General features: G+C 34.6%; 22 protein-coding genes. 11 read left to right on the top strand and 11 right to left on the bottom strand.

Features of this window, described 5'->3' with window-relative positions; genetic code table 11:
* Positions 1-21: 21 nt before the first annotated feature.
* Entirely contained in the window at positions 22-2,253 is a 2,232-nt protein-coding gene (locus ACZZ9T_RS03930; RefSeq protein ID WP_463441004.1) for a TonB-dependent receptor, read from the bottom strand.
* Positions 2,254-2,366: 113 nt separating this feature from the next.
* Between ACZZ9T_RS03930 and ACZZ9T_RS03925 the strand changes: the two genes are divergently transcribed.
* Positions 2,367-2,870 (top strand): superoxide dismutase family protein, encoded by a 504-nt coding sequence (locus tag ACZZ9T_RS03925; protein WP_463441003.1) that lies wholly within the window; start codon positions 2,367-2,369, stop codon positions 2,868-2,870.
* Between the two features lie 69 nt (positions 2,871-2,939).
* Here ACZZ9T_RS03925 and ACZZ9T_RS03920 read toward each other — a convergent pair whose 3' ends face one another.
* Positions 2,940-4,826: a carboxy terminal-processing peptidase gene (locus ACZZ9T_RS03920; RefSeq protein ID WP_463441002.1), complete on the bottom strand. Its 1,887-nt coding sequence runs from the start codon at positions 4,824-4,826 to the stop codon at positions 2,940-2,942.
* Between the two features lies 1 nt (position 4,827).
* On the bottom strand, positions 4,828-5,013 hold the full coding sequence (locus ACZZ9T_RS03915; RefSeq protein WP_463441001.1) for a hypothetical protein: 186 nt from the start codon (positions 5,011-5,013) through the stop codon (positions 4,828-4,830).
* 203 nt (positions 5,014-5,216) lie between these two features.
* On the opposite strand from ACZZ9T_RS03915, the gene surE reads away from it, so the two are divergent.
* Positions 5,217-5,987, top strand: coding sequence for a 5'/3'-nucleotidase SurE (gene surE / locus ACZZ9T_RS03910; protein ID WP_463441000.1), 771 nt, complete (start codon positions 5,217-5,219; stop codon positions 5,985-5,987).
* A gap of 78 nt (positions 5,988-6,065) precedes the next feature.
* Here surE and ACZZ9T_RS03905 read toward each other — a convergent pair whose 3' ends face one another.
* From ACZZ9T_RS03905 to ACZZ9T_RS03890, 4 genes are read right to left on the bottom strand one after another with little or no spacing between them, the layout of a single operon-like run.
* Complete coding sequence (locus tag ACZZ9T_RS03905; RefSeq protein ID WP_463440999.1) at positions 6,066-6,500, bottom strand: hypothetical protein; 435 nt, start codon at positions 6,498-6,500, stop codon at positions 6,066-6,068.
* Between the two features lie 12 nt (positions 6,501-6,512).
* Positions 6,513-7,916, bottom strand: a complete 1,404-nt coding sequence (locus tag ACZZ9T_RS03900) for a radical SAM protein (protein WP_463440998.1) — start codon at positions 7,914-7,916, stop codon at positions 6,513-6,515.
* A 10-nt stretch (positions 7,917-7,926) separates the two neighbouring features.
* Positions 7,927-8,160: a hypothetical protein gene (locus ACZZ9T_RS03895; RefSeq protein WP_463440997.1), complete on the bottom strand. Its 234-nt coding sequence runs from the start codon at positions 8,158-8,160 to the stop codon at positions 7,927-7,929.
* On the bottom strand, positions 8,157-8,921 hold the full coding sequence (locus ACZZ9T_RS03890; protein WP_463440996.1) for a prolipoprotein diacylglyceryl transferase: 765 nt from the start codon (positions 8,919-8,921) through the stop codon (positions 8,157-8,159). The genes ACZZ9T_RS03895 and ACZZ9T_RS03890 overlap by 4 nt, the downstream gene beginning before the upstream one ends.
* 71 nt (positions 8,922-8,992) lie before the next feature.
* Between ACZZ9T_RS03890 and ACZZ9T_RS03885 the strand changes: the two genes are divergently transcribed.
* On the top strand, positions 8,993-10,033 hold the full coding sequence (locus ACZZ9T_RS03885) for a GMP reductase (protein ID WP_463440995.1): 1,041 nt from the start codon (positions 8,993-8,995) through the stop codon (positions 10,031-10,033).
* A gap of 65 nt (positions 10,034-10,098) precedes the next feature.
* Here ACZZ9T_RS03885 and fabG read toward each other — a convergent pair whose 3' ends face one another.
* The 3 genes from fabG to ACZZ9T_RS03870 all read right to left on the bottom strand — a co-directional run bounded on the left by fabG (position 10,099) and on the right by ACZZ9T_RS03870 (position 13,122).
* The gene (gene fabG / locus ACZZ9T_RS03880; RefSeq protein WP_463440994.1) at positions 10,099-10,842 is read right to left on the bottom strand and encodes a 3-oxoacyl-[acyl-carrier-protein] reductase; all 744 of its coding nucleotides are present in this window, start codon (positions 10,840-10,842) and stop codon (positions 10,099-10,101) included.
* Between the two features lie 97 nt (positions 10,843-10,939).
* Entirely contained in the window at positions 10,940-11,617 is a 678-nt protein-coding gene (rsmI, locus tag ACZZ9T_RS03875) for a 16S rRNA (cytidine(1402)-2'-O)-methyltransferase (RefSeq protein ID WP_463430076.1), read from the bottom strand.
* Between the two features lie 2 nt (positions 11,618-11,619).
* Positions 11,620-13,122, bottom strand: coding sequence for a hypothetical protein (locus tag ACZZ9T_RS03870; protein ID WP_463440993.1), 1,503 nt, complete (start codon positions 13,120-13,122; stop codon positions 11,620-11,622).
* A 61-nt stretch (positions 13,123-13,183) separates the two neighbouring features.
* Here ACZZ9T_RS03870 and ACZZ9T_RS03865 point away from each other — a divergent pair, with 61 nt between their 5' ends.
* The 6 genes from ACZZ9T_RS03865 to ACZZ9T_RS03840 all read left to right on the top strand — a co-directional run bounded on the left by ACZZ9T_RS03865 (position 13,184) and on the right by ACZZ9T_RS03840 (position 21,845).
* A complete protein-coding gene (locus ACZZ9T_RS03865; RefSeq protein ID WP_463430074.1) occupies positions 13,184-13,771 on the top strand; it encodes a thymidine kinase in 588 nt (195 codons plus the stop codon).
* Positions 13,772-13,852: 81 nt separating this feature from the next.
* Positions 13,853-16,312, top strand: a complete 2,460-nt coding sequence (locus tag ACZZ9T_RS03860; RefSeq protein ID WP_463440992.1) for a bifunctional UDP-N-acetylmuramoyl-tripeptide:D-alanyl-D-alanine ligase/alanine racemase — start codon at positions 13,853-13,855, stop codon at positions 16,310-16,312.
* 2 nt (positions 16,313-16,314) lie between these two features.
* Entirely contained in the window at positions 16,315-18,471 is a 2,157-nt protein-coding gene (locus tag ACZZ9T_RS03855) for a patatin-like phospholipase family protein (protein ID WP_463440991.1), read from the top strand.
* 4 nt (positions 18,472-18,475) lie between these two features.
* Complete coding sequence (gene ybeY / locus ACZZ9T_RS03850) at positions 18,476-18,883, top strand: rRNA maturation RNase YbeY (RefSeq protein ID WP_463440990.1); 408 nt, start codon at positions 18,476-18,478, stop codon at positions 18,881-18,883.
* A 183-nt stretch (positions 18,884-19,066) separates the two neighbouring features.
* A complete protein-coding gene (gene mnmG / locus ACZZ9T_RS03845) occupies positions 19,067-20,929 on the top strand; it encodes a tRNA uridine-5-carboxymethylaminomethyl(34) synthesis enzyme MnmG (protein ID WP_463440989.1) in 1,863 nt (620 codons plus the stop codon).
* 94 nt (positions 20,930-21,023) lie between these two features.
* Positions 21,024-21,845, top strand: a complete 822-nt coding sequence (locus ACZZ9T_RS03840) for a class I SAM-dependent methyltransferase (protein WP_463440988.1) — start codon at positions 21,024-21,026, stop codon at positions 21,843-21,845.
* 400 nt (positions 21,846-22,245) lie between these two features.
* Here ACZZ9T_RS03840 and ACZZ9T_RS03835 read toward each other — a convergent pair whose 3' ends face one another.
* Positions 22,246-23,436, bottom strand: coding sequence for a phosphoglycerate kinase (locus ACZZ9T_RS03835; RefSeq protein WP_463440987.1), 1,191 nt, complete (start codon positions 23,434-23,436; stop codon positions 22,246-22,248).
* 547 nt (positions 23,437-23,983) lie between these two features.
* Here ACZZ9T_RS03835 and rpiB point away from each other — a divergent pair.
* Both rpiB and rnr read left to right on the top strand, forming a co-directional pair.
* On the top strand, positions 23,984-24,418 hold the full coding sequence (gene rpiB / locus ACZZ9T_RS03830) for a ribose 5-phosphate isomerase B (RefSeq protein ID WP_463430069.1): 435 nt from the start codon (positions 23,984-23,986) through the stop codon (positions 24,416-24,418).
* 283 nt (positions 24,419-24,701) lie between these two features.
* Positions 24,702-26,852 carry a ribonuclease R gene (rnr, locus tag ACZZ9T_RS03825; RefSeq protein WP_463440986.1) on the top strand — a complete coding sequence of 717 codons (2,151 nt, stop codon included), beginning with the start codon at positions 24,702-24,704 and terminating at the stop codon, positions 26,850-26,852.
* Positions 26,853-26,876 lie beyond the last annotated feature (24 nt).

The following is a 26,876-nucleotide window of genomic DNA, read 5'->3' as shown; positions in this document are numbered from 1 at the left end:
TTATTATTTATTGTTAAATTATTAAAGATTGTTATTAATTGCATCCTGAGTTTTGTCTACTCCGAAGCTGATAAACATTCCGACAAAAACAAAAGTATTAACCGGCGGAACAACAGATGAACTTCTTGATCCGTCTTGCGAGAAATTATATCCGTAAACATTTTTTGTTCCTAAAACATTCGATACGCTTAAAACAAAGATAGTAAACGCTTTTGCCTCTTTTTTACCAAGATTTGGAAGATAATTGATGCTTACATTTAATGCATTGTAGTCTTTCAGCCTTCCTTCATTCCGGATCATGTTTTTATTATCTTGGGTGATAATATCATAATAAGGCCGACCTTTTGCATACGTGTAGGAAAGATTGATTCCGGTTTTCCAATCTGGGAAAAATCTTTTTGCGACTGCAGAAAAGGTGTGTTCTGCTGCGAAATTAGGTTTTAAACTCACAGGATAATTCAGAAAATCTCTTTTGGAATCTAAGAAAGAATAACTGATCCAGTAATCAATATTTTCAAAAGTCTTTTTATCTCTCCAGAACAATTCTATACCTTTCGCAAAACCGTTTCCGTTATTATTGAAAGCATCCTGAACCTGCTGATTCTGATCAGCATCCGGTATGATATTCTGGGTTTTTATCAAATCATCATATTTTTTATAAAATGCTTCCAATCTCAGACTTCTTCCTTCTGTTGATCTCTGAACCTGAAAAATAAAATGTTGTGACTGTTGGAAGCCCAATCTTGCAGATGAGTTTATATATTTACTTTCAGGATTTTGATAGAACAATCCGTAAGCGAAAGAGGTGGTCCAGTCTTTAGCAAAGCGATAGGCTAAAGCAAAACGGGGTGCTATATTATTCTTATTCAGATACGATGAGTTTTCTGCTCTTACTCCAATTTTTGCCGACAGATGATTGCTGAATCCCAAATCTGTTTCTATAAATGCTGCAGAGATAAGATCGTTATAATTCTTATTAACTTCTCCAAAATTCAGTTTTTCGCTTGTGTTGTTGAATTCAAAACCGCCTCTCAAAGCACTTATTCTGTTGATTTTCCTATCGACAACTGCTTTAAAGTTTATATAATTTCCGTTATTCAGTAGCTGTGTTTTTCCAGATTCAACTTCATTATTTTCTGTTGAGAAATTCAAATCTGACTGATTATAGGAATAAGACGTTCCTGCATTCAGGAGATATTTTCCGAATTTTTGCTTGAAAGATATATTATGATACGTATTTTTTCCTTTTAATCTTATTAAAGCGAAATCATATTCAGGTTCCAAACTTTCGGTTTTCACACCCATTTTATTGCTGTCGTACATTCCGTAATATTTGAAAAATCCGCCTGATTTTGTTTTCAATCTAAAATTGGCATCTCCGTTGAAACCTTTTGGAGCATCGATGAAATTGGTGTTGAAATTAAAAACATCCTGCATCAGACCAAGCATAGAATATCCGGCAGTTGCGCCATACGAATAGTTTTTGTCATCACTTAATTTCTGGAAACTTCCGCTCAAAAATATCGGTGACACCCCAAAATCATAAGAACTCTGATCTGGAAGGTCTACACTTTCTAATAGTAAAGCTCCGGAAAGAGCCTGCCCGTACAAAGCTGAATATCCGCCGCTAGAAAAGACATTTCCTTTAAAGAGAGAGGTATTGAAGCGGTCTCTTCCTGCAATTCCGGGTACTGAATTGGAGAAATAATTATTGATCAAACTTCCGTCCATAAAAATCTTAGTTTCGGAACCTGTTCCGCCACGAACGAAAAGTCCTTCTGTTTCTCCTACTTTCTGTACACCGGGAAGAAAGTTTAAAGCTGAAGATATTTGCCCATCTGCTCCGGCGGTTGTATAAATATCTATCGGACTCAGCAGAGCGGTTGCTCTTTTTTTGTCGCTGGCTTCAATTGATCCTGCAGAAACCACTACGGCATCAATCTCATTAATCTGCTCTTTCAATTCTGCATTAATCGATAGATCTTTATCTTCTATCAGAATCGGTTTTTCAATCTCGCTGTACTTCGGGTGAACAAAAGACAATATATGATTTCCTTTTTCTGAAGTTTCAAAAGAAAAATATCCCTCTGAATTTGTTGTTGCACCATCATAAGTGTCTTTTAAGGTCACGTTGATTTCACTAACGCCTTTATTCTTAAAAGTGACTTTTCCTGTAATTTTTGTCTGAGAAAAGCTTAGAATAAATGAAAAAAAAGAAACGAGAAATATGATTCTCCAAATACTGTTATTCATGTCTTGTAGTTTGACCTCAAAATTAAACCACCTTGTTTAAACCTCATCATTTTTTATACTGAATGGTCATATTTTTGTACTGAACAGTTTTTAAACTCCCTAAAATATTATCTATGAAACTAAAGACATTAACATTTTTGACGGGCTGTACTCTATTGGCAGCATCTTGCAGTTCAAGTAAAACCTACAATATTTCATCAAAAAGCGGGACCAAAACAGAAGGAACCGCAGAATTTACTCAAAAAGGCAATGATGTCGTTTTGAATCTGAATGTGACCCATCTTACTCCCGGAATTCACGCTGTACACATTCATGAAAAGGGAGATTGCTCATCACCAACCGCAGAATCTGCTGGCGGACACTGGAATCCGTCAAAATCTGACCATGGAAAATGGGGAAATGCACACTTTCACATGGGTGATATTGGAAATCTCGTTGCTGATCATGAAGGGAAGGCAAAATTGACTTTTAAAACTGATAAATGGTGTTTGGATTGTCCGGAAGAAGCCAAAAATATTATGAGTAAAGGTCTGATCATCCATGCCGGAAAAGACGATTATCAAACACAGCCTACAGGAAATGCAGGCGGAAGAGTTGGGTGTGTAGAGATTAAATAAATTTTATTTGCAAAAAAAAGAGCGGCACTAATCGAAGATTAGCGCCGCTCTTTTTTAATATTTGTTAGCTTAAACTTTAGCTTTCATTTCGGCAATGATGTTCATCGCTTCCTGAAGATAAGTGTCTTTCTTCAGATTTTTGATCCACATTTCAGACTTTTTCCTGAATGCTTCGTCTTTTTTCTCTCTTTCAATTTCTGAAGGATACATGGAGAATTTAAGACCGTTTTCAAATTTGGTTAATGCCTTGAATTTCTCGATCTGTGCTTTTCTCTGCTTCATCAATTCGTTGAATTTATTGATATTCAAAGTGATGGTTTCCTCTTTATCTAATTGCTCTCTCCATTTTGCTGATTCTAGCAATAACTGATAGTTTGAATTTTTTGCCATTCTGTCGTTGCTGGATTTTTCTAATGCTTTCACATCAAAGTAGCTCAATTTCTGATAGTTTGAACTAGGAATTTTGTCCCAAGCCAAAGCAAACTCATCGTATCTCTCACCCACTTCTGCATAGGTAAAGAAATCTTCCATTCTGACATCTGAAACGATTCCTTTTCTTTGGTTAGACTCTCCGCTGATTCTGTAAAATTTCTGAATCGTAAGTTTTAACGATCCGAAATCATCTTCAGTATTTAGAAATCTATTCAAATCAACAAATGTCTGTACTGTTCCTTTCCCGAAAGACTGTGGTGAACCAACGATGATTGCTCTTCCGTAATCCTGCATTGCACCCGCTAAAATTTCAGATGCTGAAGCCGAAAGTTCGTTTTGCATAATTACCAAAGGCCCGGTCCAGATCGGAGTTTCCTGTTTGTTTTTTAAAGTCTGAATTTTTCCGTTTCCGTCTTTTACCTGAACGTAAGGTCCTGCATTCATGAAAAGTCCCATGATGTCACCAACTTCAGTTAATGAACCTCCACCGTTATTTCTTAGATCCAAAACAATCCCTTCAATTCCCTGAGCTTTCAGTTTTACGATTTCGTTTTTGATGTCGTCAGAAGCATTTCTTCCTTTTTCATCTTCAAAATCTGCGTTGAAGCTTGGCAGATTAATGATCCCATATTTTTTACCATTCGGAGAATTTACAATAATACTTCTTGCAAAGGTATCTTCAATCGCTACTTCCTCACGAATCATCGTAACCTCAACAATTGTTTTATCTTTTTTCTGAACGGTCATGGTAACAGGAGTTCCTTTTTCACCTCTGATTAACCTTACGGCTTCATCAGAAAGCATTCCTACTACATTTACGTGATCTTCATTCGGTTTTGATCTTACTTTCAGAATTTTATCTCCCTCAGAAAGTTTCTTTGATTTCCATGCAGGTGCACCAATCGTCAAAGCTCCCAGGTAAAGATTTCCTTTTTTCTCCTGAATAATTGCACCGATCCCTATTACTTTCCCTTTAAACTGAGTATCAAAATCTTCTTTGTCTTTTGGAGAATAATAGTTAGTATGCGGATCGAAAACTTCTGTGTAAGAATTCATATACACTGTAAACCAATCCATTTTTTTTCTTTTCTTGAATCTTGTGAAAGTTTCTTTTACCAGGTCTTTTACTTCATCAGTAGCTTTTGTAAGCTTTTGCTGAGGAGATAGAATCTCGAGTTTAATAGTATCCTGAAGCTTAAATTTCTGAACAGAATCTTTCTTTTCTTTCTGAGCTTCTTCTTTGCTGTTCATCGATTCAATTTCCTGAAGAATATTGTATTTGATGAATTTTTTCCACTCGTTATATTGCTCCTTTTTATCGGCAGGAACGTTTTTAATCTTTGATTCTAAAGTCAGCGTTTCATCTTCTTCCAAGTTGATCGGCTTGCTGAAAATCTCCTGAGTAATCTTATCAATCTCATCAACTCTCTGGTATAATCTGTCGACTGTCAATTTATAAAAAACAAGATCACCCACATTCAGATAATCGTCAAGCTTGGTTTCATGCTTGCCAAATTCTGTCATATCAGACTGCAGGAAGTATCGTTTTCCTGGAATCGATCATTTCAAAATAATGCTTGTAAACATCTTTTGAGTAAGCATCATTGATAGGTTTTGGGCTGTAATGTAAATATGAAAGTGTGTTTTTAACGCTCACCATTATCGTCTGCATTTTCTCATCGTCATTTTTCGGCGAGTTGAAACAAAACATAAGACTTGTTAACGGAATAAGGAGTAAAAATTTATTTAGTTTAAAATTTTTCCACATAAATCTGCAATGTATTTTATTAAATTTTTAAAAAAGTATTTTGATTAGTAGTAATCATTAAATTTCTGTTACAAACTATCAAATTTAATACCTTATTTATTAATATCGAATAGTTTTGAGTAATTTTGTTAAAATTTAAAACTTTTATGGAAAGACCACTTATTCTGGTAACCAATGATGATGGGATTACTGCACCAGGAATCAGAAACCTTGTAGAGTTTATGAACGAGATCGGAGAAGTGATCGTTGTTGCTCCCAATTCACCACAAAGCGGAAAAGGACACGCAATTACCATCAATTCAACCTTAAGTTTTGAGGAAGTAAAATTGGAAGGACCGCAAACAGATTTTTCTTGCAGCGGAACGCCTGTAGACTGTGTGAAAATGGCTCTTGATAAAATACTGACAAGAAGACCGGATATTGTGGTTTCGGGAATTAATCACGGAGCAAACTCATCGATTAATGTTATTTATTCAGGAACTATGTCTGCTGCTGTAGAAGCCGGTGTGGAAGGTCTCCCTGCCATTGGTTTTTCGCTTCAGGATTTCAGTTGGGAGGCAGATTTTACTCAGGCTAAAAAATATATTCAGGAAATTGTAAAAAGAACATTAGAAAACCCGATGCCTAAAGGTGTTGTTCTGAATGTAAACATACCTAAACTGACAACTGAAGAAATAAAAGGCGTAAAAGTTTGTAAGCAGGCTAATGCAAAATGGGAAGAAAGTTTTGACGAAAGAATCAATCCGCATGGTAAAAAATATTATTGGCTGACCGGATATTTCAACAATATGGATGAATCTGAAGACGCTGACGAAACGGCTTTGGCAAACGGATATATTTCCATCGTTCCTGTAAAATTTGACATGACGGCGTATGAATATATGAATACGCTGAATGAGGTGATGAAGTTTGATTAAATATATTTTCCACAGATTTCGCAGATTTGCACAGATTTTTATGCTCAATCTTCTGTGAATATCTGCGGGAAATTTCTTTTATTCAAAAGTTCTATTTCTAAATTCATCTGCATAAATTTCCAATTCGTTTTCTCTTTTGATAAAATCGTAAAAATAATACTTGTTATTAACTGTAAAACAATAATTCCTATGTCCAATTGTAACTTTCACAAAATCAGGTTTGTTTGATTTAAATTTGAAATATTTGATATTATGATCCATATTCAATTCATTATTAATATAATATTTTACAATTTGGTTTTCGTATTTAACCTGAACCGTATCTTTTATACCTGAACGAAAAACAAACGAAAATTCATTGTAGGTAACATCGCTTTTCGTTTTATTATAAAGAATTTTAATTGAATCCTCTCCACAAATATTTGGAATATTGGTTAATTTAAGATTTTCGAAACGTGATTTACATGAAATCAACAAAATGAAAATTATAACAGAATAATAAAAACATTTCATGAGATCAGTTTTTTAAAACAAAACCCTATCCTCTTTCCTCAATTCCTCCAGATATTTAATTTTATCATCTCTGTAAAATAAATTCATCGTCTCAAACGGGATCATTTTTAAATCTTTATTTACGATATGAACGCAAGATTTTTTGACGGCGCGAACATCAAAGTCATGCGCATCCATAAAATTCATGATAATTATTCTAAAAAGATTGTCATAATCTAAATTGGGAGCCGAAACTTCTGGGATACAACACAATAACTGATTTACCTTTGGCTGTACCTGATCAACAGAAATTCCGGTGCTGAAAATATCCAGAAGCTGCATCTGCAAACCGGCATCCTGTTCGTAAACAATCGTGTTTTTGGTTTCATTATTCAATAAATCAGCAGGGTTAATATATCTCGTTAAAGGAATTGTTTCACCTTCCAGCTTCAGAATATAACCCATCGCCAAAGAATCCGGATTGCAAGGAACAGGAATAATATCATCACCATTCAGAAGCGGAAACTGGTTTAAAATTTCCTGTCGCACTTCCGTTAACGTAATTTTTTCATGTGCAGAATCTTCCCGGTTTCTTCCCGCTACCTCAACAGGCTGAAAGGTAATACCGCGTACGCATTTTTGTTTTAAAGCAAAATCAATTAATTTTCCAATTTCGTCTATATTTTTTCCTTTTTGAAGAACGATTACAAGCGTTGTAGAAAGATTTAATTCATTTAATTTTTCTAAAGCTTTCATACGCACATTTGTGAGGTCTTTTCCTCTGAAATCTTCTAAAACTTCAGGTTTAAATGAATCAAACTGAAGATAAATCTCAAATTCCGGAGCATACGTTGCAAGTTTTTCTGCAAAACCGGGATCATTGGCAATTCTGATTCCGTTGGTGTTGAGCATCAAATGTTTGATCGGCTTTGACTTAGCAATATCCATGATTTTAAAAAACTCAGGATGAATCGTTGGTTCGCCGCCACTGATCTGCACAACATCTGGTTGCCCTTCATTTTTAACAATGGTATCAAACATCGCTTCAATCTGTTCCAGGCTTCTGTGACTTCCGTAATGTGGTGACGACATCGCATAACAGGTAGGACAGGTCAGATTACATCGATCGGTAACTTCAACAATCGAAAGACAGCTGTGCTGCTCATGATCTACACACAAACCGCAATCGTACGGACAGCCGTACTCCACATCAGTTCCAAAATGAACAGGCATTTCAGAAGCTTTATTATAGTTTCTTATATTTTTATAATATTGAACATCTGATGCAATCATCGTCTTAAAAAAACCATGATCCGGACATCTTTTGGTCATAAAAACCGCTTCATCTTCAATGATGATCTTCGCTCCTACTCTTTTCAGGCATTCCGGACAAAGGCTGATTGTATAATCGTAATAGGTATAATTTCTTACTGGCATAATTTATAATTTACATTCCTCCGCAGACAACTCCGCTTATCAACCCACAAACTAACATCGAAATCAACACTGTGAGCCAAAATTGCTTTCTGGAAAATTTTCTGCCATTTTTACTCTCGTAAATCAGCTTTACAAAAACTGTGAATACTAGGGAAACAACGAAAGCAACAGCGAGAATCATCAAAATAATCACAGCAACTAAACCTTCTAATCCACCAACTTCCAAAAGGGTCAGATTTTTCATATTATATTTATTTTTGGTGTGTTTTTTAAACTTTTAGTGATTTTAATTTTATAAATGTAATAAATAATTACCACCAAACATACTATCTGAATGGTTCCAAAATTTCCTATAATTTCAATTTTAGGTTTAATAAAATCTAAAAGGAGTCTAAAGCTGAAATAACTGAGCATAAACAACTGAAACAGAAAACCTGGTGCATACTTGTCTTTTTTTGCAATCATCTTCAATTCAATCCAAAGAAAAAGCAGAAAAGCAATCTCATACAACGCAACAGGATGCCTTAGATATTGATCGCCAAGATCCATTCCGAAAATTGAAGTCGTCGGCAACCCATACGTTTCTTCATGAACTCCGGTGAGAAAACATCCAATTCTGCCGATTATGATGGCTAAAATTAAAGGAAAAACAATTAAATCTCCTGTGCTTTCCTTATGACCGACAATTTTCTTGGCTAATTCTACACCTATTAATCCAAAAGCCAATCCGCCAACGATGGTATTATTTGTCCAGAATCTTTTAAAGCTAAAATCATCAAATAAAACATGAGGGTTTTCAAGATTTCCGATAAGTTTTGAGCCAATCAAAGCTCCTGCCGTTGCACCTATCAGAACTGCAGCTGAGGTATTGAATGACATTTTTTCCTGCGACTTTCTTTTTAGAAAGAAATAATAGCGCATAGCAATAAATATTCCCAGGGTTTCAAACACAGGGTGCGCCAAAACTGTTTTGCCAAAAATCTGAAAAGTAAGAGGAAAATCCATGATTTCAAAAGTAGTATATTTAAAGTAAATTATTAATTTTAATTTATCAATAACAAAATAAAATAGTCAAAATGAGAATAGAAAATGATATAAAACTAGGTTTTAAAGATGTGATGTTCAGACCAAAACGTTCTACTTTAAAATCCCGCTCAGAAGTTGATCTGGAAAGAGAGTTTACTTTTCTCCACACTCAGAAAAAATGGAAAGGTACTCCCATTATCGCTGCCAATATGGATACGGTGGGAACTTTTGAAATGGCTGTAGAATTGGCTAAAGATAAAATAATCACCGCTGTACACAAACATTACACTGTAGAAGAATGGTCTGAATTCATTGAAAATCAAGACATAAGCATTCTTAAGTACATCGCTCTGAGTACAGGAACCGGAAAAACTGATGAAGAAAAAATTAAACTAATTCTCGACAGACATCCACAAATCGAATTTTTATGTATTGATGTAGCGAATGGTTATTCTGAGCATTTTGTGCAATTTGTAAAGAAGGCCAGAGAAAATTTTCCAGACAAAATTATCATTGCCGGAAATGTGGTAACAGGAGAAATGGTAGAAGAACTTCTTTTGGTTGGCGCAGACATCATCAAAGTAGGAATCGGTCCGGGATCGGTTTGTACAACCAGAGTAAAAACCGGAGTTGGCTACCCGCAGCTTTCAGCAATTATTGAATGTTCCGACGCTGCACATGGCTTGAAAGGTCACATCATTGCAGACGGTGGCTGCAAAGTTCCGGGAGATGTTGCCAAAGCGTTTGGCGGCGGTGCAGATTTTGTCATGCTTGGCGGAATGTTTGCCGGGCACGATGAAAGTGGAGGTGAAATGATTGAAGAAAATGGCAAGAAATTTAAACTTTTCTACGGAATGAGCTCTAAAACCGCAATGGATAAACATTCCGGAGGAGTGGCTGAGTACAGAGCTTCCGAGGGCAAAACTGTAAAAATAAAATACAAAGGAAGCGTCTCTGAAACCGTAAAGGATATTTTGGGCGGTGTACGCTCAACCTGCACTTATGTTGGTGCTTCGACATTGAAAGAGCTATCAAAAAGGACGACTTTTATAAGAGTTCAGGAGCAGGAAAACCAGATTTTTAATGACTAATGATAAAAAATCCCTTTCATCAATTGGATGAAAGGGATTTTATTTTTAAGATTAAATCTTTCTCATTAAGTAAGCATTCCGCCGTCCACATTCAGAACCTGCCCGGAAATATAAGAAGACATTTCGCTTCCGAAGAAAACGCACGCATTGGCAACATCTTCCGGTTGTCCGCCTCTTTTTAAAGGAATTCCGTCTCTCCAGTTTTGAACTGTTTTTTCGTCTAAAGCAGCCGTCATTTCAGTTTCAATGAATCCTGGCGCAATTGCGTTGCAACGGATATTTCTTGAACCCAGTTCTAGTGCAACAGATTTTGTGAAACCAATAACTCCTGCTTTTGAAGCTGCATAATTTGCCTGTCCTGCATTACCTTTCACCCCAACTACAGAAGTCATATTAATGATAGAGCCAGATTTAGCCTTCATCATTGGCTTAATAACCGCTTTTGTAAGGTTGAATACAGAATCTAAATTGACCTTGATAATCGTGTCCCAATCGTCTTTTGACATTCTCATCAACAGATTATCTTTTGTAATTCCGGCATTGTTCACCAAAATATCAATTTTACCAAATTCAGTCATTACTTCTTCTACCAATTTCTGCGCAGCGTCGTAATCTGATGCATCAGACTGATATCCTTTAATCTGAGTTACAGAACTCAAAGCAGTTTCTAATTCTTTCGCTTTTTCTACAGAACCTGCATAAGTAAATGCCACTTTCGCTCCCTGTTGAGCAAAAATTTCCGCAATACCCTTCCCAATTCCTCTTGTAGCTCCGGTAATTAGTGCTACTTTTCCTTCTAATAGTTTCATATATATGATAGTTGTTATTTAAATTTGATCAGTTTTTTCTTGTGGCAAAGATATTATTAATCTCAAAATAATATCATTGTACTCATTCCAAAACCACTTATTTTACCGAATTATTTACAATCAACACAATCTCACCTTTTAAAGTTTTGCTTTTCGAAAACTCAATTAATTCATCAATGGTACCTCGTTTTGTTTCTTCGAATTTTTTTGAAATTTCCCGGCTTAAACTTGCTCTCGTTTCTTCTCCGAAGAATTCTTTGATCTGCTCCAAAGTCGTATTGATCTTATGCGGGCTTTCATACAAAACAATCGTTTTTTTCTCTTCAGCCAACTGTTTCAGTTTCGTCTGTCTTCCTTTTTTTGGAGGGAGAAAACCGGCAAATAAAAATTCGTTATTCGGCAATCCTGAAACCACTAAAGCAGGAATGAGAGCTGTCGCACCAGGAAGGCAGATCATTTCAATATTATTATCCGAACCCGCTTTTGCCAATAAATAGCCGGGATCTGAAATCCCAGGAGTTCCTGCGTCTGTAATAATAGCGATATTCTGACCGCTTTGAAGGTCTGCAATCACTTTCTCTGTCGCAGTATGTTCGTTGTGTAAATGATATGATTTTAAAGGTTTTGAAATTTCGTAATGCTTCAAAAGCACCCCGGAAGTTCGCGTATCTTCACACAAAATATAATCGACCTCTTTCAGCATTTTAATCGCTCTGAAAGTCATGTCTTCTAAATTCCCGACGGGTGTGGGAACAAAATATAGGATTCCGCTCAAAATTATAAGAATTTATTTTCTACCAATATCCAAAGTCTTTGGGCATATTCATCTACTTTATTCCATTTTCTGTCATAGTACAGTTCGCTCAGATATTCTTTTGCTTCTTCCAAAGTTCTGCATCTGTTCAATTCAGAAACGGCCTGGTTAAGATCAGTCTGGCTTCCTCCGAAAAGCAGTTTGGTAAAAGCCATTCTGTCATTCAGATCCAATCTGAACTCAGGTTTTTGCTTTTCCGCTTCCATGAAATGGGTAGGAATATTTGTCTTTAAAAGACTTCCGGAATCTTCTTTCCCAACAGATGTGGGTTTTTCCTGAAGGATTTCTCTTGCCAAAGGATCATCATCAAACAAAGTCTGAATTGTCTTCAGACCTTTTATATTTGCCAGTCTTATTTTTTTCTCCTGCTGATAAGCTTCCAGATTTTCAAAACTTTCATCTGAGGCATGTTTTTCAGATTGTGAGGTAGGTTTGTCGATTTCTACAATTTTTCTCCGGTCAGAAGTTTCTTTTTCGACCAGAATTTCATCGTCACTTGCTTCAGAATCTTTTTTTATTTCCGTTAAAATATTTTCTACATTTGAATTTTCGGTGATGATTTCGTCTTCATTATATTCAAAATCATTCGCAGGTGATTCATTTTCAGATTCTTCAATCAAAATATCATCAGTTGGTACTTCCGATTCAAACATATTCGGAATTTCATCCGACGGATTTATATTGGATGAAACTTCTTCATGATTTTTCTGAATTTGCTCTTCCTCTTCAAACAGATCTGAAACACTTTCATCAGAAATTTCGTTTTCAAACTCTTCAATTTCGTTTAACTGATAATTAAAAATAGCTTCTTCTTCGGTAACTTTTTGATCAAATATTTCTTCATCAATATCTTCCTCATCTTCAGGAACAGAATTTTCAAGAATCCTCTCTTCATCCACAAAACTTAAAACTTTAGAAACATCTTCACTCGATTCTTCTTCAATTTCATCAAGCTGACTGTCAAAATCAGAATTTTCGCTGTTCAAATCTTGTTGACCTTCAGTTTCTTCTACGTTTTCCGAATTTTCAACAATCTTCTCTTCTTCTGCAAGATTCACCATATTCTCATGAAACTCATTTTCAACAATCTCATTCAATTGATTATTAAAAATAGCCTCCTCTTCCATTATCTCATGTCGAAGGTTATTTTCACTTCCTCCAATTTCATTCAGCTCATTGTTAAAAATGGCTTCTTCTTCCGTCACCTCATGTGAAAAATCCTGAGATTCAGTTGTGGTTTCAGTTAATAAAAAACTAGATGAAGCTTGTGAAAACTGTAAATTGTCATTTTGGTAATATTCAACTTTCGATTTCAACAGTTTTAAAAAAGAAATTCTGTCTGTAAGCTCATCCATAAGATTTTGCTTAGAAAGTAGTTCGTCAACATCGTTTATTTTGCCTAAAATACCGATGATATTCTTAGATTCAAAAAAAATCTTTTCCTGTAAATCTTGGATGTTCTGCATAGAAGAATCTTATTAAAAATTGCTTACTTTTGATCTTAAAATATTACGGCTAAAATAACAAATGTTTTTAGAAAATACAATTAATCATTCCAAACAAAGCGGTTGGATGGAAGTTATTTGTGGCTCTATGTTTTCCGGAAAAACCGAAGAGTTGATCCGAAGACTCAGAAGAGCTGAAATGGCGGGGCAGAATGTAGAAATTTTCAAACCCAAAACCGATACAAGATATTCTGACGAAGATGTTGTTTCGCACAATAAAAATAAAATCCGAAGCACTGCAGTAGAAAATCCCAACGAAATTATTCTTTTGGGATCAAACTGTGATGTGGTAGGAATTGATGAGGCACAGTTTTTTGACGACAGCATTGTAGAAATAGCTAATCAATTGGCAAACAGCGGAATCCGTGTTGTTATTGCAGGCTTGGATATGGATTTCCTGGGGCGACCTTTCGGGCCGATTCCTAACCTGATGGCGACTGCAGAATACGTGACAAAAGTGCACGCAATCTGTAAAAGAACGGGAAATCTTGCCAATTACTCGATGAGAACTTCTCAAGGCAATAATCTCGTAGAATTGGGAGAAACAGAGAGTTATGAGGCAGTAAGCCGCCGTGTTTTTATTGAGGAAGTGCTTTCCAAAAAGAAATAATGATTAATACGTTAAGATTGTAATTATCTCTACGATTAAACCCATAGAAATCAGACAAAAAATATAGCAGAAAGGGCACCAATGAATTATACAGTACAACAAATTGCAAACCTCACCAATGCTGAAGTTATTGGCGATAAAAATCTATTAATCAAAAACATAGCTTTTGACAGCAGAATTATTTATTCAACAAAAAATTCGGCTTTTATTGCAATCAATACTAAAAAGAATTCTGGTGAAAAGTTTATAGAATCGGCTGTAGACCGAGGAATTAATGTCATCATATCTGAAAATCAATATCCACAATTTGAAAATGTAACCTGGATAATTGTGAAAAACGCCGTTGAGTTTCTGCAGAAATTAGCCAAATATCATTTTGAAAATTCAAATTTAAAATCTATCGGAATTACCGGAAGCAATGGGAAAACAATTCTGAAAGAATGGCTATATCAATGTCTGTGGAATGAATTCTCAACAGTAAAGAGTCCTAAAAGTTTCAATTCTCAGATTGGTTTGCCGCTTTCTCTGCTTCAGATTAATCCTCAACATCAATTGGGAATTTTTGAAGTCGGGATCTCAAAACCGCACGAAATGCAGAGGCTGGAAGAGATTTTTCATCCACAAATTGGTTTGTTAACGCACATCGGTACTGCTCACGCAGCAAATTTTGAGTCGGAAGAAGAATTGATTTTAGAAAAATTAAAACTTTTCAAAGACTGTGATACTATATTTTTTAACGGAACCGAACAGGTTTATAATTTGGTTTATAAAACATATTCACCAAAGTATTCAAAAGCAGATTTAGTTTCTTACGGACTTGATAATATCAATAAGATTTCTATTATTTCAGACGTTAAAGACAGAAATAAAGATGTTATAATCAAATATTTCCACGAAGAATTTTCACTGAAAATTAAGCAAAGGGATGAGGTAACTTTAACGAATATTTTGGCGTTGATCGGTATTTTAAAGAAATTTAATTTCTCTAATGAAAAAATTCAGGAGAAAATTGATCAGCTTCGTTCGGTAGAAATGCGTCTTGAAAGTATAGAGGGCATTAAAAATAATATCATCATCAATGATTCTTTTAATTTGGATTTAGATTCTCTCAAAACTGCGCTTCAATTTTTAAAAGAATATAAGAAACCAAAAAAATCTTTAGTTTTAACAGATATCATTGGGGTAAATTTAAATTCTGAAGAATTATATGAAGAAGTCTCAGACCTGGTCAATGAGCAAAATTTTGATCATGTATTTCTGATCGGTGAAGAAATTTCTCAATTCCGAGGCTTTTTCACAGGTAAAACGTACACTTTTAATAATACTCAGGAACTTATTGACAGTAAATATCTTACAGAGATTGAAAATCAGATTATTTTATTAAAAGGAGCACGTAAATTTGAGATTGAAAAACTGAAAGATTTACTTGAACTTAGAAAACATGATACCGTATTAGAGATTAATCTTAATGCTATTCTCCATAATATCAATTATCATAAATCTTTACTAAAGCCAAAAACAAAAATGATGGCCATGGTAAAAGCGAATGCCTATGGACTCGGAAGTTATGAAGTTTCAGAATTTCTGCAGCATCATCATATTGATTATCTTGGAGTTGCCTATGCCGATGAAGGAGTTGAGCTTCGGAAAAAAGGAATTACCACTCCTATTGTTGTTATGAATCCTGAACAGCATAGTTATGATGCCATTATTCAGTACAATCTGGAACCTGAAATTTACAGTGTAAGAGTTTTAGAATTATTCTATGAAGCTGTTCAAAAATCTGGAATTGATACAAAATATCCCATTCATATTAAACTTGAAACAGGGATGCATCGTCTTGGTTTTAAAGAAGATGAGTTGGATCATTTATACCAATGCTTAAAAGATAAAAACCTGAAAGTTCAAAGTATATTCAGCCATTTGTCATCATCTGACATGCCCGATGAGAGAGAATTCACTTTAAAACAATTAGAAATATTTGAAAAGAACTCCAGCTATTTAATTGAAAATCTGGGTTATCAACCACTTCGCCACATTCTTAATTCATCAGGTATTACAAATTATACTGATCATCAGTACGATATGGTAAGAATCGGAATTGGAATGCTGGGAGAATCATCAAATTCTGAAATTCAACAGCAGCTACAATCAAGCGTAAGTTTTAAGACCGTAATTTCCCAAATTTCTCTAGTTGAAAACGGAGAATCAGTAGGTTACAGCCGTAGATACAAAACGGATCATTTAACAAAAATTGCCACAATACCGGTGGGTTATGCAGACGGAATCCCAAGATTAATTGGAAATCAGATTGGAAACGTGGGAATTAATAAAACTCTTGCTCCGATTGTCGGAAGCATTTGTATGGATATGATGATGATTAATATTGACGAAATTCCAAATGTAAAAGAAGGTGATACGGTTACCATTTTCAATTCAAAACCAAGTCTTAAAGAATTTGCAGCTTACTGCAAAACAATTACTTATGAAGTTTTAACATCAATTTCACCTCGTGTGAAGCGGATTTATATAAAAGATTAATTATGCAGAAACTCCTTATTTTTCTATTTGCTCTTCAAATGCTTTTCTTCCATTCGCAGGTTAAAAAAGGTTTGGTGATTCCAAAAAATCCGAAAATTGGGCTTTCTCTTGCAGGAGGAGGAGCAAAAGGTTTTGCCCATGTTGGAGTTTTAAAAGTATTAGATTCTTTAGGAATTAAGGTGGATTATATAGCCGGAACCAGTATGGGATCTATCGTGGGTGGATTATACGCTTCAGGATATACCGGAAAAGATATAGAAAAAATAGTGATGGACACTGATTTCTATTCTTTAATAAGAGATCCTAAATCACGTACTGAAAGCACTTTTTTTAATAAATCTGTCGATAAATATCTCCTATCCATTCCTTTAAAAAATGGAAAAATCAATCTTCCCTCCTCTATCAGTTCCGGGCAGAAAAATGTTTATTTACTAAAAGAATTATTTAAAAATGTTTCAACCATTGAAGATTTTTCAAAATTACCCATACCCTTTTTATGTGTCGCTACCAATTTGGAAAGCGGAAATATGCAGATTTTCGAAAAAGGCGATTTGGTACAGTCGATTATGGCGAGTTCTGCCTTTCCTTCGTTAATGGATCCTGTGAAAATTGGTGACAGCATCTATATTGATGGAGCTATGACCGTTAATTATCCTTCAAAACCTCTGAAAGACAAGGGAATTGACATTGTTATCGGTGTAGATTTGAATCAGGATCTTTCTAAAAGAGAAGATTTAAACAATATTATTGCAATTCTAAATCAGGTTATCGATTTTGGGATCCAGAAAGATACTAAACGTCAGTATAAATTTACAGATATTAACATCAAACCCGATCTGAAAGGAATGACCGCAACAAGCTATGATGACAAAAAGAAAATTCTAGACAGCGGTTATGTTGAAGGTTTGAAATACACCGATATCTTAGATCAGCTTCCTAAAAGGGAATTTGACCGCCTCAGACAGTCCGTAAATCCAATTTATTCCAATGTGTATAAGATAGACAGCATTGAATTGGTTGGAAGCAGAATTTACGGTAAAAACTATGTTCTGGGGAAAATGGGACTGAGACTTCCATCTCTACAGACCTACGGTAGTGTCAACAGAGGAATTGACAAATTGGTTGCAACCAATAATTACCGATTTATCAACTATGACATCATCACAGAAAATAATATCAATTATCTTAAGTTATACGTCACTGAAGATGACGCAAGACATTTTTTAAAATTCGGATTGCATTATGATGAAATTTTCAAAACAGGATTGCTTCTCAATTATTCAGCGAAAAGATTACTATTTAAAAATTCAAACTTATCTCTTGATGTTGTTGTAGGAGATAAACCAAGATATTATCTGAATTATTTTGTTGATAACGGATACATTCCGGGCTTCGGTATATACTCTTCCGGAATGAGTTTTGATCTGAAAGGTGATAACAACATCAACGTTGATAAATGGGAATGGCTGAGAAACGAAGTCTATATACAATCAATCTGGAAAGATAAATATGCAGTAGGAGCCGGATTAAGCCACGATTATTTCGAAGCGGAAATGAATGGTCTTAATAAAAGATACAGCCGATTTCTTAATCCTTATGTGTTTCTGAAAAGCGATACACAAGACGATAAAGACTTTCCGCGCAGAGGTTTTTACATGAATGCTGAGGGGAAAGTAATTGACTTAATGAAAGCCGAAGTTGATAAAAGAGTAGTTCAGGTTAAAGCCGACATCAGAATCAATATTCCTTTGTCTAAACAATTCAGCTACCATCTGAATTTGTATGGAGGTGTTACCATAGGCGACAATCTTCCACAATTTTACCGATACAGATTAGGAGGAATTTTTGAGCAGAATATTATTAATTTCAAAACCTTCAACGGCTTTTATTTTGCTCAGCTGAACAGTAATAACGTGGCTTTAATTTCTAACGATATTCAATTTAAGTTTTATAAAAACTTTTTCCTGAGTGGGAATTTCTCTTTTGCAAACATTTCAGATGATATAACGTTCGAAGATGCAGCAAAGGTAAATTACAGCTCCTTAGGAATTATGGCGGGTTATAAATCTCCTTTTGGTCAGATTAAATTCAACTTTAGCCATTCACTTAAAAATAATCAAAAAGGTATATTCAGTGTTATTTTAGGACACTGGTTTTAAAACAATGATACAATTCTTTTACGAAAACCTACCCGAATCTGTTACTACAGATTACAAAAAATGGCTGGAAGAAATCATTCTTTCAGAAGAAAAAAAATTAGGTGATATTAATTATATTTTCTGCGATGACGAATATTTGCTCAAAATAAATCAGGATTATCTACAGCATGATTATTACACCGACATCATCACTTTCGATTCTGTGAAAGGCAAAACGATAAACGGAGAGATTTTCGTATCTTTGCAGCGCATTTCAGACAACGCTTCTACCCTATCAAAAAACTACGAAGAAGAATTACGAAGAGTCTTGGCTCACGGTATACTTCATTTGTGTGGTTATAAAGATAAAACAGAAGAAGAAGAAAAGGAAATGCGTAAAAAAGAAGATATTTATATTACAAAATATAATTAGAAGCTATTCCCGCTGTCCGCACTCGCTTTTTTTCTTTTTCAAAGAAAAAAGAGCTCAAACAAATGCTACCATCGGGGCTACAAACCACGGAATACAGGCGACTTTAAGCCCTTTTCCGGTACAATGTTTCACGTGAAACATTTATAAAGAATTTAAAATTTAAGGCTTAAATAAGCAATTAAAATGATTTCAGAAATATATGATGTAATTGTAGTAGGTGCAGGTCACGCAGGTTGTGAAGCTGCTGCTGCTGCTGCCAATTTGGGTTCAAAAACTTTATTGGTTACAATGAATATGCAGACCATCGGACAGATGAGCTGCAACCCGGCAATGGGAGGAATTGCCAAAGGACAAATCGTAAGAGAGATAGATGCAATGGGAGGTTACTCCGGAATTATAGCTGACAAATCTGCGATACAATTTAAAATGTTGAACCTTTCAAAAGGTCCCGCAATGTGGTCTCCAAGAACACAAAATGACAGAATGTTATTCGCAGAAGAATGGCGTTATGCATTAGAAAACACCCCAAATCTTGACTTTTTTCAGGATATGGTGAAGAGTTTAATTATAGAAAATAATCAAGCGGTAGGAGTTGTAACCTCTTTAGGAATCGAAATCAGATCAAAATCTGTAGTTCTTACTAACGGAACTTTCCTAAACGGTTTGATCCACGTTGGAGACAAACAGTTAGGCGGAGGAAGAATGGGAGAACCAAGAGCTTTCGGAATTACAGAGCAACTCGTTTCTTTTGGTTTCGAATCAGGAAGAATGAAGACCGGTACTCCACCAAGAGTAGACGGAAGAAGCCTTGATTACTCTAAAATGGAGGAACAAAAAGGAGATGAAAATCCTCAAAAATTCAGCTATTTAGAGACTCCGAAATTAACCAAACAATTAAGTTGTCACATTGTTTATACCAACGAAGCAGTACATGATATTTTACGTGAAGGTTTTGACAGAAGCCCAATGTTTAATGGTACCATTCAAAGCTTAGGTCCAAGATATTGTCCAAGTATTGAAGATAAAATCAATCGTTTTGCTGAACGTACAAGGCATCAGCTTTTCGTAGAACCAGAAGGTTGGAGAACAGTCGAAATCTATGTTAACGGATTCAGTTCTTCTTTACCGGAAGATGTACAGATCAAGGCAATGAAACATATCCCGGGATTTGAAAACGTAAAAGTATTCAGACCAGGTTATGCTATTGAATATGACTACTTCCCTCCTACTCAGCTAAAGCATACTTTAGAAACGAAGTTGGTTGATAATTTATATTTTGCGGGTCAGATCAACGGTACTACAGGATATGAGGAAGCTGCCGGACAAGGTTTAATGGCAGGCATTAATGCCCACAATAAGGTTCATGAGAAGGATGAGTTTATTCTTAACAGAGATGAGGCTTATATAGGTGTTCTAATCGATGATTTGATTACAAAAGGTACAGAAGAACCTTACAGAATGTTCACTTCAAGAGCAGAATACAGATTGCTTTTAAGACAGGATAATGCAGACATTAGATTAACTGAAAAAGCGTATCATTTAGGTTTAGCAAAAGAAGAAAGATTGAAAAAAGTTGAAGAGAAAATAACTAAAAGTCAGGAACTTGAAGCATACCTTAGAGAAACTTCTTTAAAGCCAGGAATTATTAATCCTATTCTGGAAAGTATTGATAGCAATCCTGTTGATCAGGCTTACAGAGCTTCTCAGTTTCTTACCAGACCTAATATTACTTTAGATAAATTAGATCAAATTGATTCTATTAAAGAATTTACATCTCAATTTAGCGATGAAGTAAGAGAACAGGCAGAAGTTAATATAAAGTATAAAGGCTATATTGAAAAGGAAAAAGAAAATGTTGCCAAATTAAACAGACTAGAAAATGTGAAGATTCCTGAAGATTTTGATTACATTAAAATCACTAGTCTTTCTTCAGAAGCCAAGCAAAAAATGAATAAAGTAAGACCTAAAACTTTGGCTCAAGCAGGAAGAATAAGCGGTGTTTCTCCAGCTGATATCAATGTTTTAATGGTCTATTTGGGAAGATAAATAAGATATGTTTCACGTGAAACATTCAAAGTAAACTAAGGTATTTAGAATCTTAAAACAATTTTCTGAATACCTTTATTTTTAAAATATAATAATGAAAATAAAAGATCATTTTCTTTCGCAGGAAATATTTGAAATAAAAGAAACAGAAATAAAAGGAGTTTTTAAAACCTCTTCTATTCCATCAAACATTTCCAAATATTATGAAAGTGAAGACTACATTTCTCATCATCAGGATTCAGGAAGTTTAAAAGAAAAGCTTTACAAATTCTTGCAATCTTTCAATCTGCAATACAAAAAAAATATCTTAATAGACAGAATAAAAAAGAATTCTAAAGTATTAGATTATGGTTGCGGAGCCGGAGAATTTTTAAAATATATAGAGAATGATTTCGAAACTTTTGGGTTCGAGCCAAATCAAGATGCCAAATCTGCTGCCTCAAAAAAGGTATCAAAAGCAAAAATAATTAGTGATATTAATTTGATTGAAAATGAAAGTCTGGATGCTATTACTCTTTGGCATGTTTTCGAGCATGTAGAAAATCAGAGTGAAATGCTTTCTATTTTTCATTCAAAACTAAAGGAAAAAGGATTATTGATTATTGCCGTTCCCAACCCTACTTCTTACGATGCAAAACATTATAAAGAATTTTGGGCAGCTTATGATGTACCTCGACATATCTATCACTTTTCTAAAAATGGAATGGAAAATCTCATTTCTAAAAATCATAACTGGAAAATGAGAAAAATAAAACCTTTGGTATTAGATTCATATTACATCTCGATGTTGAGCGAAAAATATAAAAAATCACCCTTATTTTGGCTAAAAGCTGTGGTTTACGGAACGATTTCTAATGTAAAAGCACTTTTTTCTAACGAATTTTCGAGTTTGATATACATTATAGAAAAAAAGTAGAAAATCGATTTTTGAGGTATTTCTGAAAGCCAATTTTTATCAAAATTCAGTTAAAAACTAAAAACTCAGGATTTTTTCTTGAGTTTTTATTTTTTTTTAATTTTACTATCTTGAAATTTTAAATATCTGACGTAAAGATTTTAATGAATTCAAATTTGTTTTTTGAATTTTTAAATTCTAAATCATTTTAAATTTAGTTCAATTAAATTGTTACCTCTTAAATAAGTACACTTTATCATTCCGTAGGAATTTCAACATCTCAAATAAAAGCTCTGTCTAGATTCCTACGGAATGACAAGCTTTGCAAAAACTAAGAAAAATTAGAATTTATAAAGTCTGCATTTAAAATAAAAAAGTCTGCCGAAAATTCAGCAGACTTAAAATTTATATTTTAAAATAATTATTTATTAATCGCAGCAATACCCGGAAGTTCTAATCCTTCCAAACTTTCCAACATTGCTCCGCCTCCTGTTGAAACATAACTCACTTTATCATCGTAACCGAATTGCTTAACGAAAGCCACACTGTCTCCTCCTCCAACTAGAGAAAAAGCTCCTAGTTTTGTAGCTTCTGCAATACTATCACCTAAAGCAACTGTACCTGCGGAGAAATTTGACATTTCAAAAACTCCGATTGGACCATTCCAAAGAATTGTTTTTGAATTTAATAAAACATCATTGAATTGCTCACGAGATTTTGGTCCTGCATCCAATCCCATCCATCCTTCAGGAATTTCATAAATATCTACTTCTTTTCTATCTGCATCATTACTAAAGCTCTCTGCAATCACTGTGTCTGAAGGAAGGTAAACTTTTACATTATGTTCTTTGGCTTTACCGAGAATTTCTAAAGCTAAAGGTAATTTATCCTCTTCAACCAAAGAATTTCCAATTTTTCCACCCAATGCTTTAATGAAAGTAAATGCCATACCTCCGCCAATAATTAAATGATCAACTGCTGGTAAAATATTTTCTATAATGGTAATTTTAGTTGAAACTTTTGAGCCTCCTAAGATAGCTGTAATAGGTCTTTCACCACTTTTTAAAACTTTATCAATAGCTTTTAATTCATCAGCAATCAATAAACCGAAAAATTTAGTTGAATTGAAATAATTGGCAATTACTGCTGTAGAAGCATGATCTCTGTGTGCGGTACCAAAAGCATCATTCACATAAGCATCTCCCAGTTTTGAAAGCTGTTCTGCAAAGCTTTCATCTCCTTTTTCTTCTTCATTATGAAAACGAAGATTCTCTAATAATAAAATTTCTCCGGGTTGAAGTTCAGAAGCCGCTTTTTCTGCTTTCTCTCCAATCGATTCTTCCACAAATTTAACGTCATGACCTAATACACTTGAAACTTCATTGAGAATATGTTTTAAAGAAAACTCATCTTTTACTTCTCCTTTCGGTCTACCCAGGTGAGTCATCAGAATTACAGAACCTCCGTCATTTAAAATCTTTTCTACAGTTGGTTTTACAGCTGAGATTCTTGTGTTGTCTGTAACTTTCAGCTGGTCGTCTTGAGGTACATTAAAGTCAACGCGTACTAAAGCCTTTTTATCTTTAAAATTGAAATCATTGATTGTTTTCATAAATTCCCTTTGATTTTTTGTTTCACAAATGTAAGATTTTAAACTTTTGGAAAAGATTCAAAAGATAAAAGTTTTCAAAAAATTTCCCACAAACCATTCATTCAATAATCAACATAAACTTCTTTATATATAAAAAAAAGAATGATAGTTGTTGTTGAGTGTTGTGAGTTTCGGGGATAACTTTTACGATAAAACTTCATAACATACAGTTCGAATTCAATTCATATTTAATTCACAATGTAAATCGTTGAGCGTCTGATAAATTTAAGACTTACTCACAAATATTAGTAACTTTTGCGTGGTGTTAAATATTAGTTTCTCTGGTATGGAAAAAACAAAGATTAATGAAGGTAAAGATTTTGAAAGTTTTGTATTGACTTTGCCATGGTTTAGTTCATTAACAAATTTTCGTATTCAAAAATATTTTAGTTCAGAAAAGTTTTCCACAGTTATTCACAGTGCTTTTCACATTTTATGAGTAGGCAAATCACAATTTGCATTTTAATACTTAAATTTGTAGAATAATCTAAAGTATAATAAGTTTATAATGAAAAGAAAGATCGCTATTGCCGGAGACCACGCTGGTTTCGAGTATAAAGAAATTCTGAAAAAGCATCTTGAAGAGCAATTTGAAATACAGGATTTTGGAACATTTTCTACCGACAGTGTAGATTACCCGGATTTTGTACATCCTGCAGCAACTTCTGTTGAAAACGGAGAAAATGAATTGGGAATCCTTATATGCGGAAGTGGTAATGGAGTGCAAATCACTGCTAACAAACATCAGAAAATTCGTTGTGCTTTGTGTTGGATGCCAGAAATTGCAGAGTTAGCAAGACAACACAATGATGCAAATATGATTTCTATTCCTGCAAGATTCATATCTAAAGAAGTTGCGATAGAAATTGCAAACAGATTTCTCTCTACTGATTTTGAAGGTGGAAGGCATCAGACAAGAGTTGATAAAATTGCATTTTGTTAAAACATAAAGACCTGTAAATTGATTTGCAGGTCTTATTTATTTTTAAAACCTTATATTTGTACCATCAAATAGAAATTACCAATCTGTTATTCCATCATTCAGACCTTGAAAAATATTAAATATATTTATTAAAAGGTTTCCCCCACTTCTTCTTTTTTATTAAATTTATACGAATGAATCATGTGCAAATCGAAATCAGTAGATTTGAAATGAGATGAAGTGAATCCAAAATAAGAAAAAATAAGCAATCAATGGAAATTGGTTGAATAATAAAATAATAAAAATGCCAAAAAAAAATAAATACATAAGTCAGAAAAATGATTCAAAGCTCATGGAAATAGGGAAATTGATTCTCCGTTTCATGAATCAGAATCAAACTAAAATATACAATTATAAGCAGATTTCAGATGGGATTGATCACAAAAATCCGAGACAGCGTGAGCTGGTCATTCAGTCTTTACACAAGCTTTTAGCAAGTCAAAGAATCAAGGAAACTGAAAAAGGAAAATTCAGCATCAATCTTAATATTGAAGGTACATTGACAGGGATTATCGACTTTAACCAAAGCGGAAATGCCTATGTAACTGTAGAGAATTTAAAAGATGATGTTTTCGTTCATTCTAAAAACGTTAAGGATGCATTGCAAGGCGATAGAGTTCTCATTGTAACCTATAATTTCAAAGGAAAAAAGATGGAAGGCTCTGTGCTGGAAGTTTTGGAAAGAAACCGTACAGAGTTTGTAGGAACTTTTCAGCTGGTTCCGCACAAAGAATTCGGATTTGTAGTTTGCGATAAAAAAACCATCAACACAGATATTTTTATCCCGAAAGGTAAAATAAACGGTGCAGAAAACGGTGATAAAGTCGTTGTAAAAATGCTGGAATGGAAAGCAGGAGACAAAAATCCTGATGGAGAAATTATTAAGGTTTTGGGTGCTCCCGGAGAACATGAAACAGAAATTCACTCTATTTTAGCAGAATACGGTTTGCCTTACAGCTTTCCTGAAGAAGTGGAAATAGATGCCGACAAAATCGACAGAAGAGTAACTGATGAAGAGGTTGCAAAGCGCAGAGATATGCGTAAAATTTGTACGTTCACCATAGATCCGAAAGACGCAAAAGATTTCGATGATGCTCTGTCGATTCAAAAATTGGATAACGGAAACTGGGAAATCGGGGTACACATCGCAGACGTTTCTCATTATGTGATTCCAGGAACAATGTTGGATGATGAAGCTTACGAAAGAGCAACTTCTGTATATTTGGTTGACCGTGTAGTACCGATGTTACCGGAAGTTTTAAGTAACGACGTGTGTTCGTTACGTCCGAATGAAGATAAATTTACATTCTCAGCCGTTTTTGAGATGAATGAGAATGCGGAAGTTGTGAATGAATGGTTTGGAAGAACCGTAATTCACTCAGACAGAAGATTCACGTATGAAGAAGCGCAGGAAAGAATTGAAACTCAGGAAGGTGATTTAACGGAAGAAATTTTAACGCTCGACAGACTTGCAAAAATCATGCGTGATCAGAGAATTAAAAATGGTGCGATTACTTTTGACAGAAGTGAAGTTCGTTTTAATTTAAATGAAAAAAGCGAGCCGATTGGAGTGTACTTTAAAGTCAGCAAAGATTCTAATCATTTGATTGAAGAATTCATGCTTTTGGCGAACAGAAAAGTTTCTGAATTTGTTTCGCTTAAAAAAGGAAGACCCAACGGAAATACCTTTATTTACAGAGTTCACGACGATCCGGATCCTGCGAAGTTAGAAGCTTTAAGAGATTTCGTTTCGACTTTCGGATATAAAATGGATTTGGCAAACACCAAAAAAGTTGCTGAATCTTTGAATAATTTACTTCAAAATGTAAAAGGAAAAGGCGAAGAAAATATGATTGAAACTCTGGCAATGCGAAGCATGAGTAAAGCGGTCTACTCTACAGAAGCAATTGGCCATTATGGTCTTGGGTTTGATTATTATTCGCACTTTACCTCTCCTATCCGTCGTTATCCCGATTTGCTTGCCCACCGTTTGCTACAACATTATCTGGATGGCGGAAAGTCTCCGGATAAAAACGAGTTAGAAGAAAAATCCAAGCATTGCAGTGCAAGAGAACGTTTGGCAGCAGATGCAGAAAGAGATTCTATCAAATTTATGCAGGTAAAATTCATGGAAAAACATTTGGGAGAAACATTTACGGGTGTTATTTCCGGAGTGGCAGAATTTGGTTTCTGGGTTCAGATTCCTGAAAACGGTGCAGAAGGTTTAATCAAATTACGAGATTTGATGGATGATTCTTATTCTTATGACAAGTCTACTCATGCCGTTTATGGTTCCAGAACAGGAAACAGGTATCAATTGGGTCAGGAAGTTAAAATAAAAGTAATAAAGGCTAATTTAATTCAGAAGCAATTAGACTTTAAGATTGTTGATTAAATTTAAAATATAAATCATTAAGAC

It is taken from the genome of Chryseobacterium sp. AC417 (assembly GCF_979258215.1).
The sequence above is the reverse complement of the archived record's forward strand: the minus strand, read 5'-3'. Positions and strand labels throughout refer to the sequence as shown.

Bases quoted from the DNA above. Each gene is read 5' to 3' on its own strand.
- ACZZ9T_RS03840 (WP_463440988.1), top strand. From the start codon at position 21,024: ATGAAAATAAAAGATCATTTTCTTTCGCAGGAAATATTTGAAATAAAA.
- ybeY (WP_463440990.1), top strand. From the start codon at position 18,476: ATGATACAATTCTTTTACGAAAACCTACCCGAATCTGTTACTACAGAT.
- rpiB (WP_463430069.1), top strand. From the start codon at position 23,984: ATGAAAAGAAAGATCGCTATTGCCGGAGACCACGCTGGTTTCGAGTAT.
- ACZZ9T_RS03925 (WP_463441003.1), top strand. From the start codon at position 2,367: ATGAAACTAAAGACATTAACATTTTTGACGGGCTGTACTCTATTGGCA.
- ACZZ9T_RS03890 (WP_463440996.1), bottom strand. From the start codon at position 8,921: ATGGATTTTCCTCTTACTTTTCAGATTTTTGGCAAAACAGTTTTGGCG.
- ACZZ9T_RS03870 (WP_463440993.1), bottom strand. From the start codon at position 13,122: ATGCAGAACATCCAAGATTTACAGGAAAAGATTTTTTTTGAATCTAAG.
- ACZZ9T_RS03835 (WP_463440987.1), bottom strand. From the start codon at position 23,436: ATGAAAACAATCAATGATTTCAATTTTAAAGATAAAAAGGCTTTAGTA.
- mnmG (WP_463440989.1), top strand. From the start codon at position 19,067: ATGATTTCAGAAATATATGATGTAATTGTAGTAGGTGCAGGTCACGCA.
- ACZZ9T_RS03885 (WP_463440995.1), top strand. From the start codon at position 8,993: ATGAGAATAGAAAATGATATAAAACTAGGTTTTAAAGATGTGATGTTC.
- ACZZ9T_RS03905 (WP_463440999.1), bottom strand. From the start codon at position 6,500: ATGAAATGTTTTTATTATTCTGTTATAATTTTCATTTTGTTGATTTCA.
- ACZZ9T_RS03865 (WP_463430074.1), top strand. From the start codon at position 13,184: ATGTTTTTAGAAAATACAATTAATCATTCCAAACAAAGCGGTTGGATG.
- ACZZ9T_RS03930 (WP_463441004.1), bottom strand. From the start codon at position 2,253: ATGAATAACAGTATTTGGAGAATCATATTTCTCGTTTCTTTTTTTTCA.
- ACZZ9T_RS03900 (WP_463440998.1), bottom strand. From the start codon at position 7,916: ATGCCAGTAAGAAATTATACCTATTACGATTATACAATCAGCCTTTGT.
- fabG (WP_463440994.1), bottom strand. From the start codon at position 10,842: ATGAAACTATTAGAAGGAAAAGTAGCACTAATTACCGGAGCTACAAGA.
- ACZZ9T_RS03855 (WP_463440991.1), top strand. From the start codon at position 16,315: ATGCAGAAACTCCTTATTTTTCTATTTGCTCTTCAAATGCTTTTCTTC.
- ACZZ9T_RS03860 (WP_463440992.1), top strand. From the start codon at position 13,853: ATGAATTATACAGTACAACAAATTGCAAACCTCACCAATGCTGAAGTT.
- surE (WP_463441000.1), top strand. From the start codon at position 5,217: ATGGAAAGACCACTTATTCTGGTAACCAATGATGATGGGATTACTGCA.
- ACZZ9T_RS03920 (WP_463441002.1), bottom strand. From the start codon at position 4,826: ATGACAGAATTTGGCAAGCATGAAACCAAGCTTGACGATTATCTGAAT.
- ACZZ9T_RS03915 (WP_463441001.1), bottom strand. From the start codon at position 5,013: ATGTTTTGTTTCAACTCGCCGAAAAATGACGATGAGAAAATGCAGACG.
- ACZZ9T_RS03895 (WP_463440997.1), bottom strand. From the start codon at position 8,160: ATGAAAAATCTGACCCTTTTGGAAGTTGGTGGATTAGAAGGTTTAGTT.
- rnr (WP_463440986.1), top strand. From the start codon at position 24,702: ATGCCAAAAAAAAATAAATACATAAGTCAGAAAAATGATTCAAAGCTC.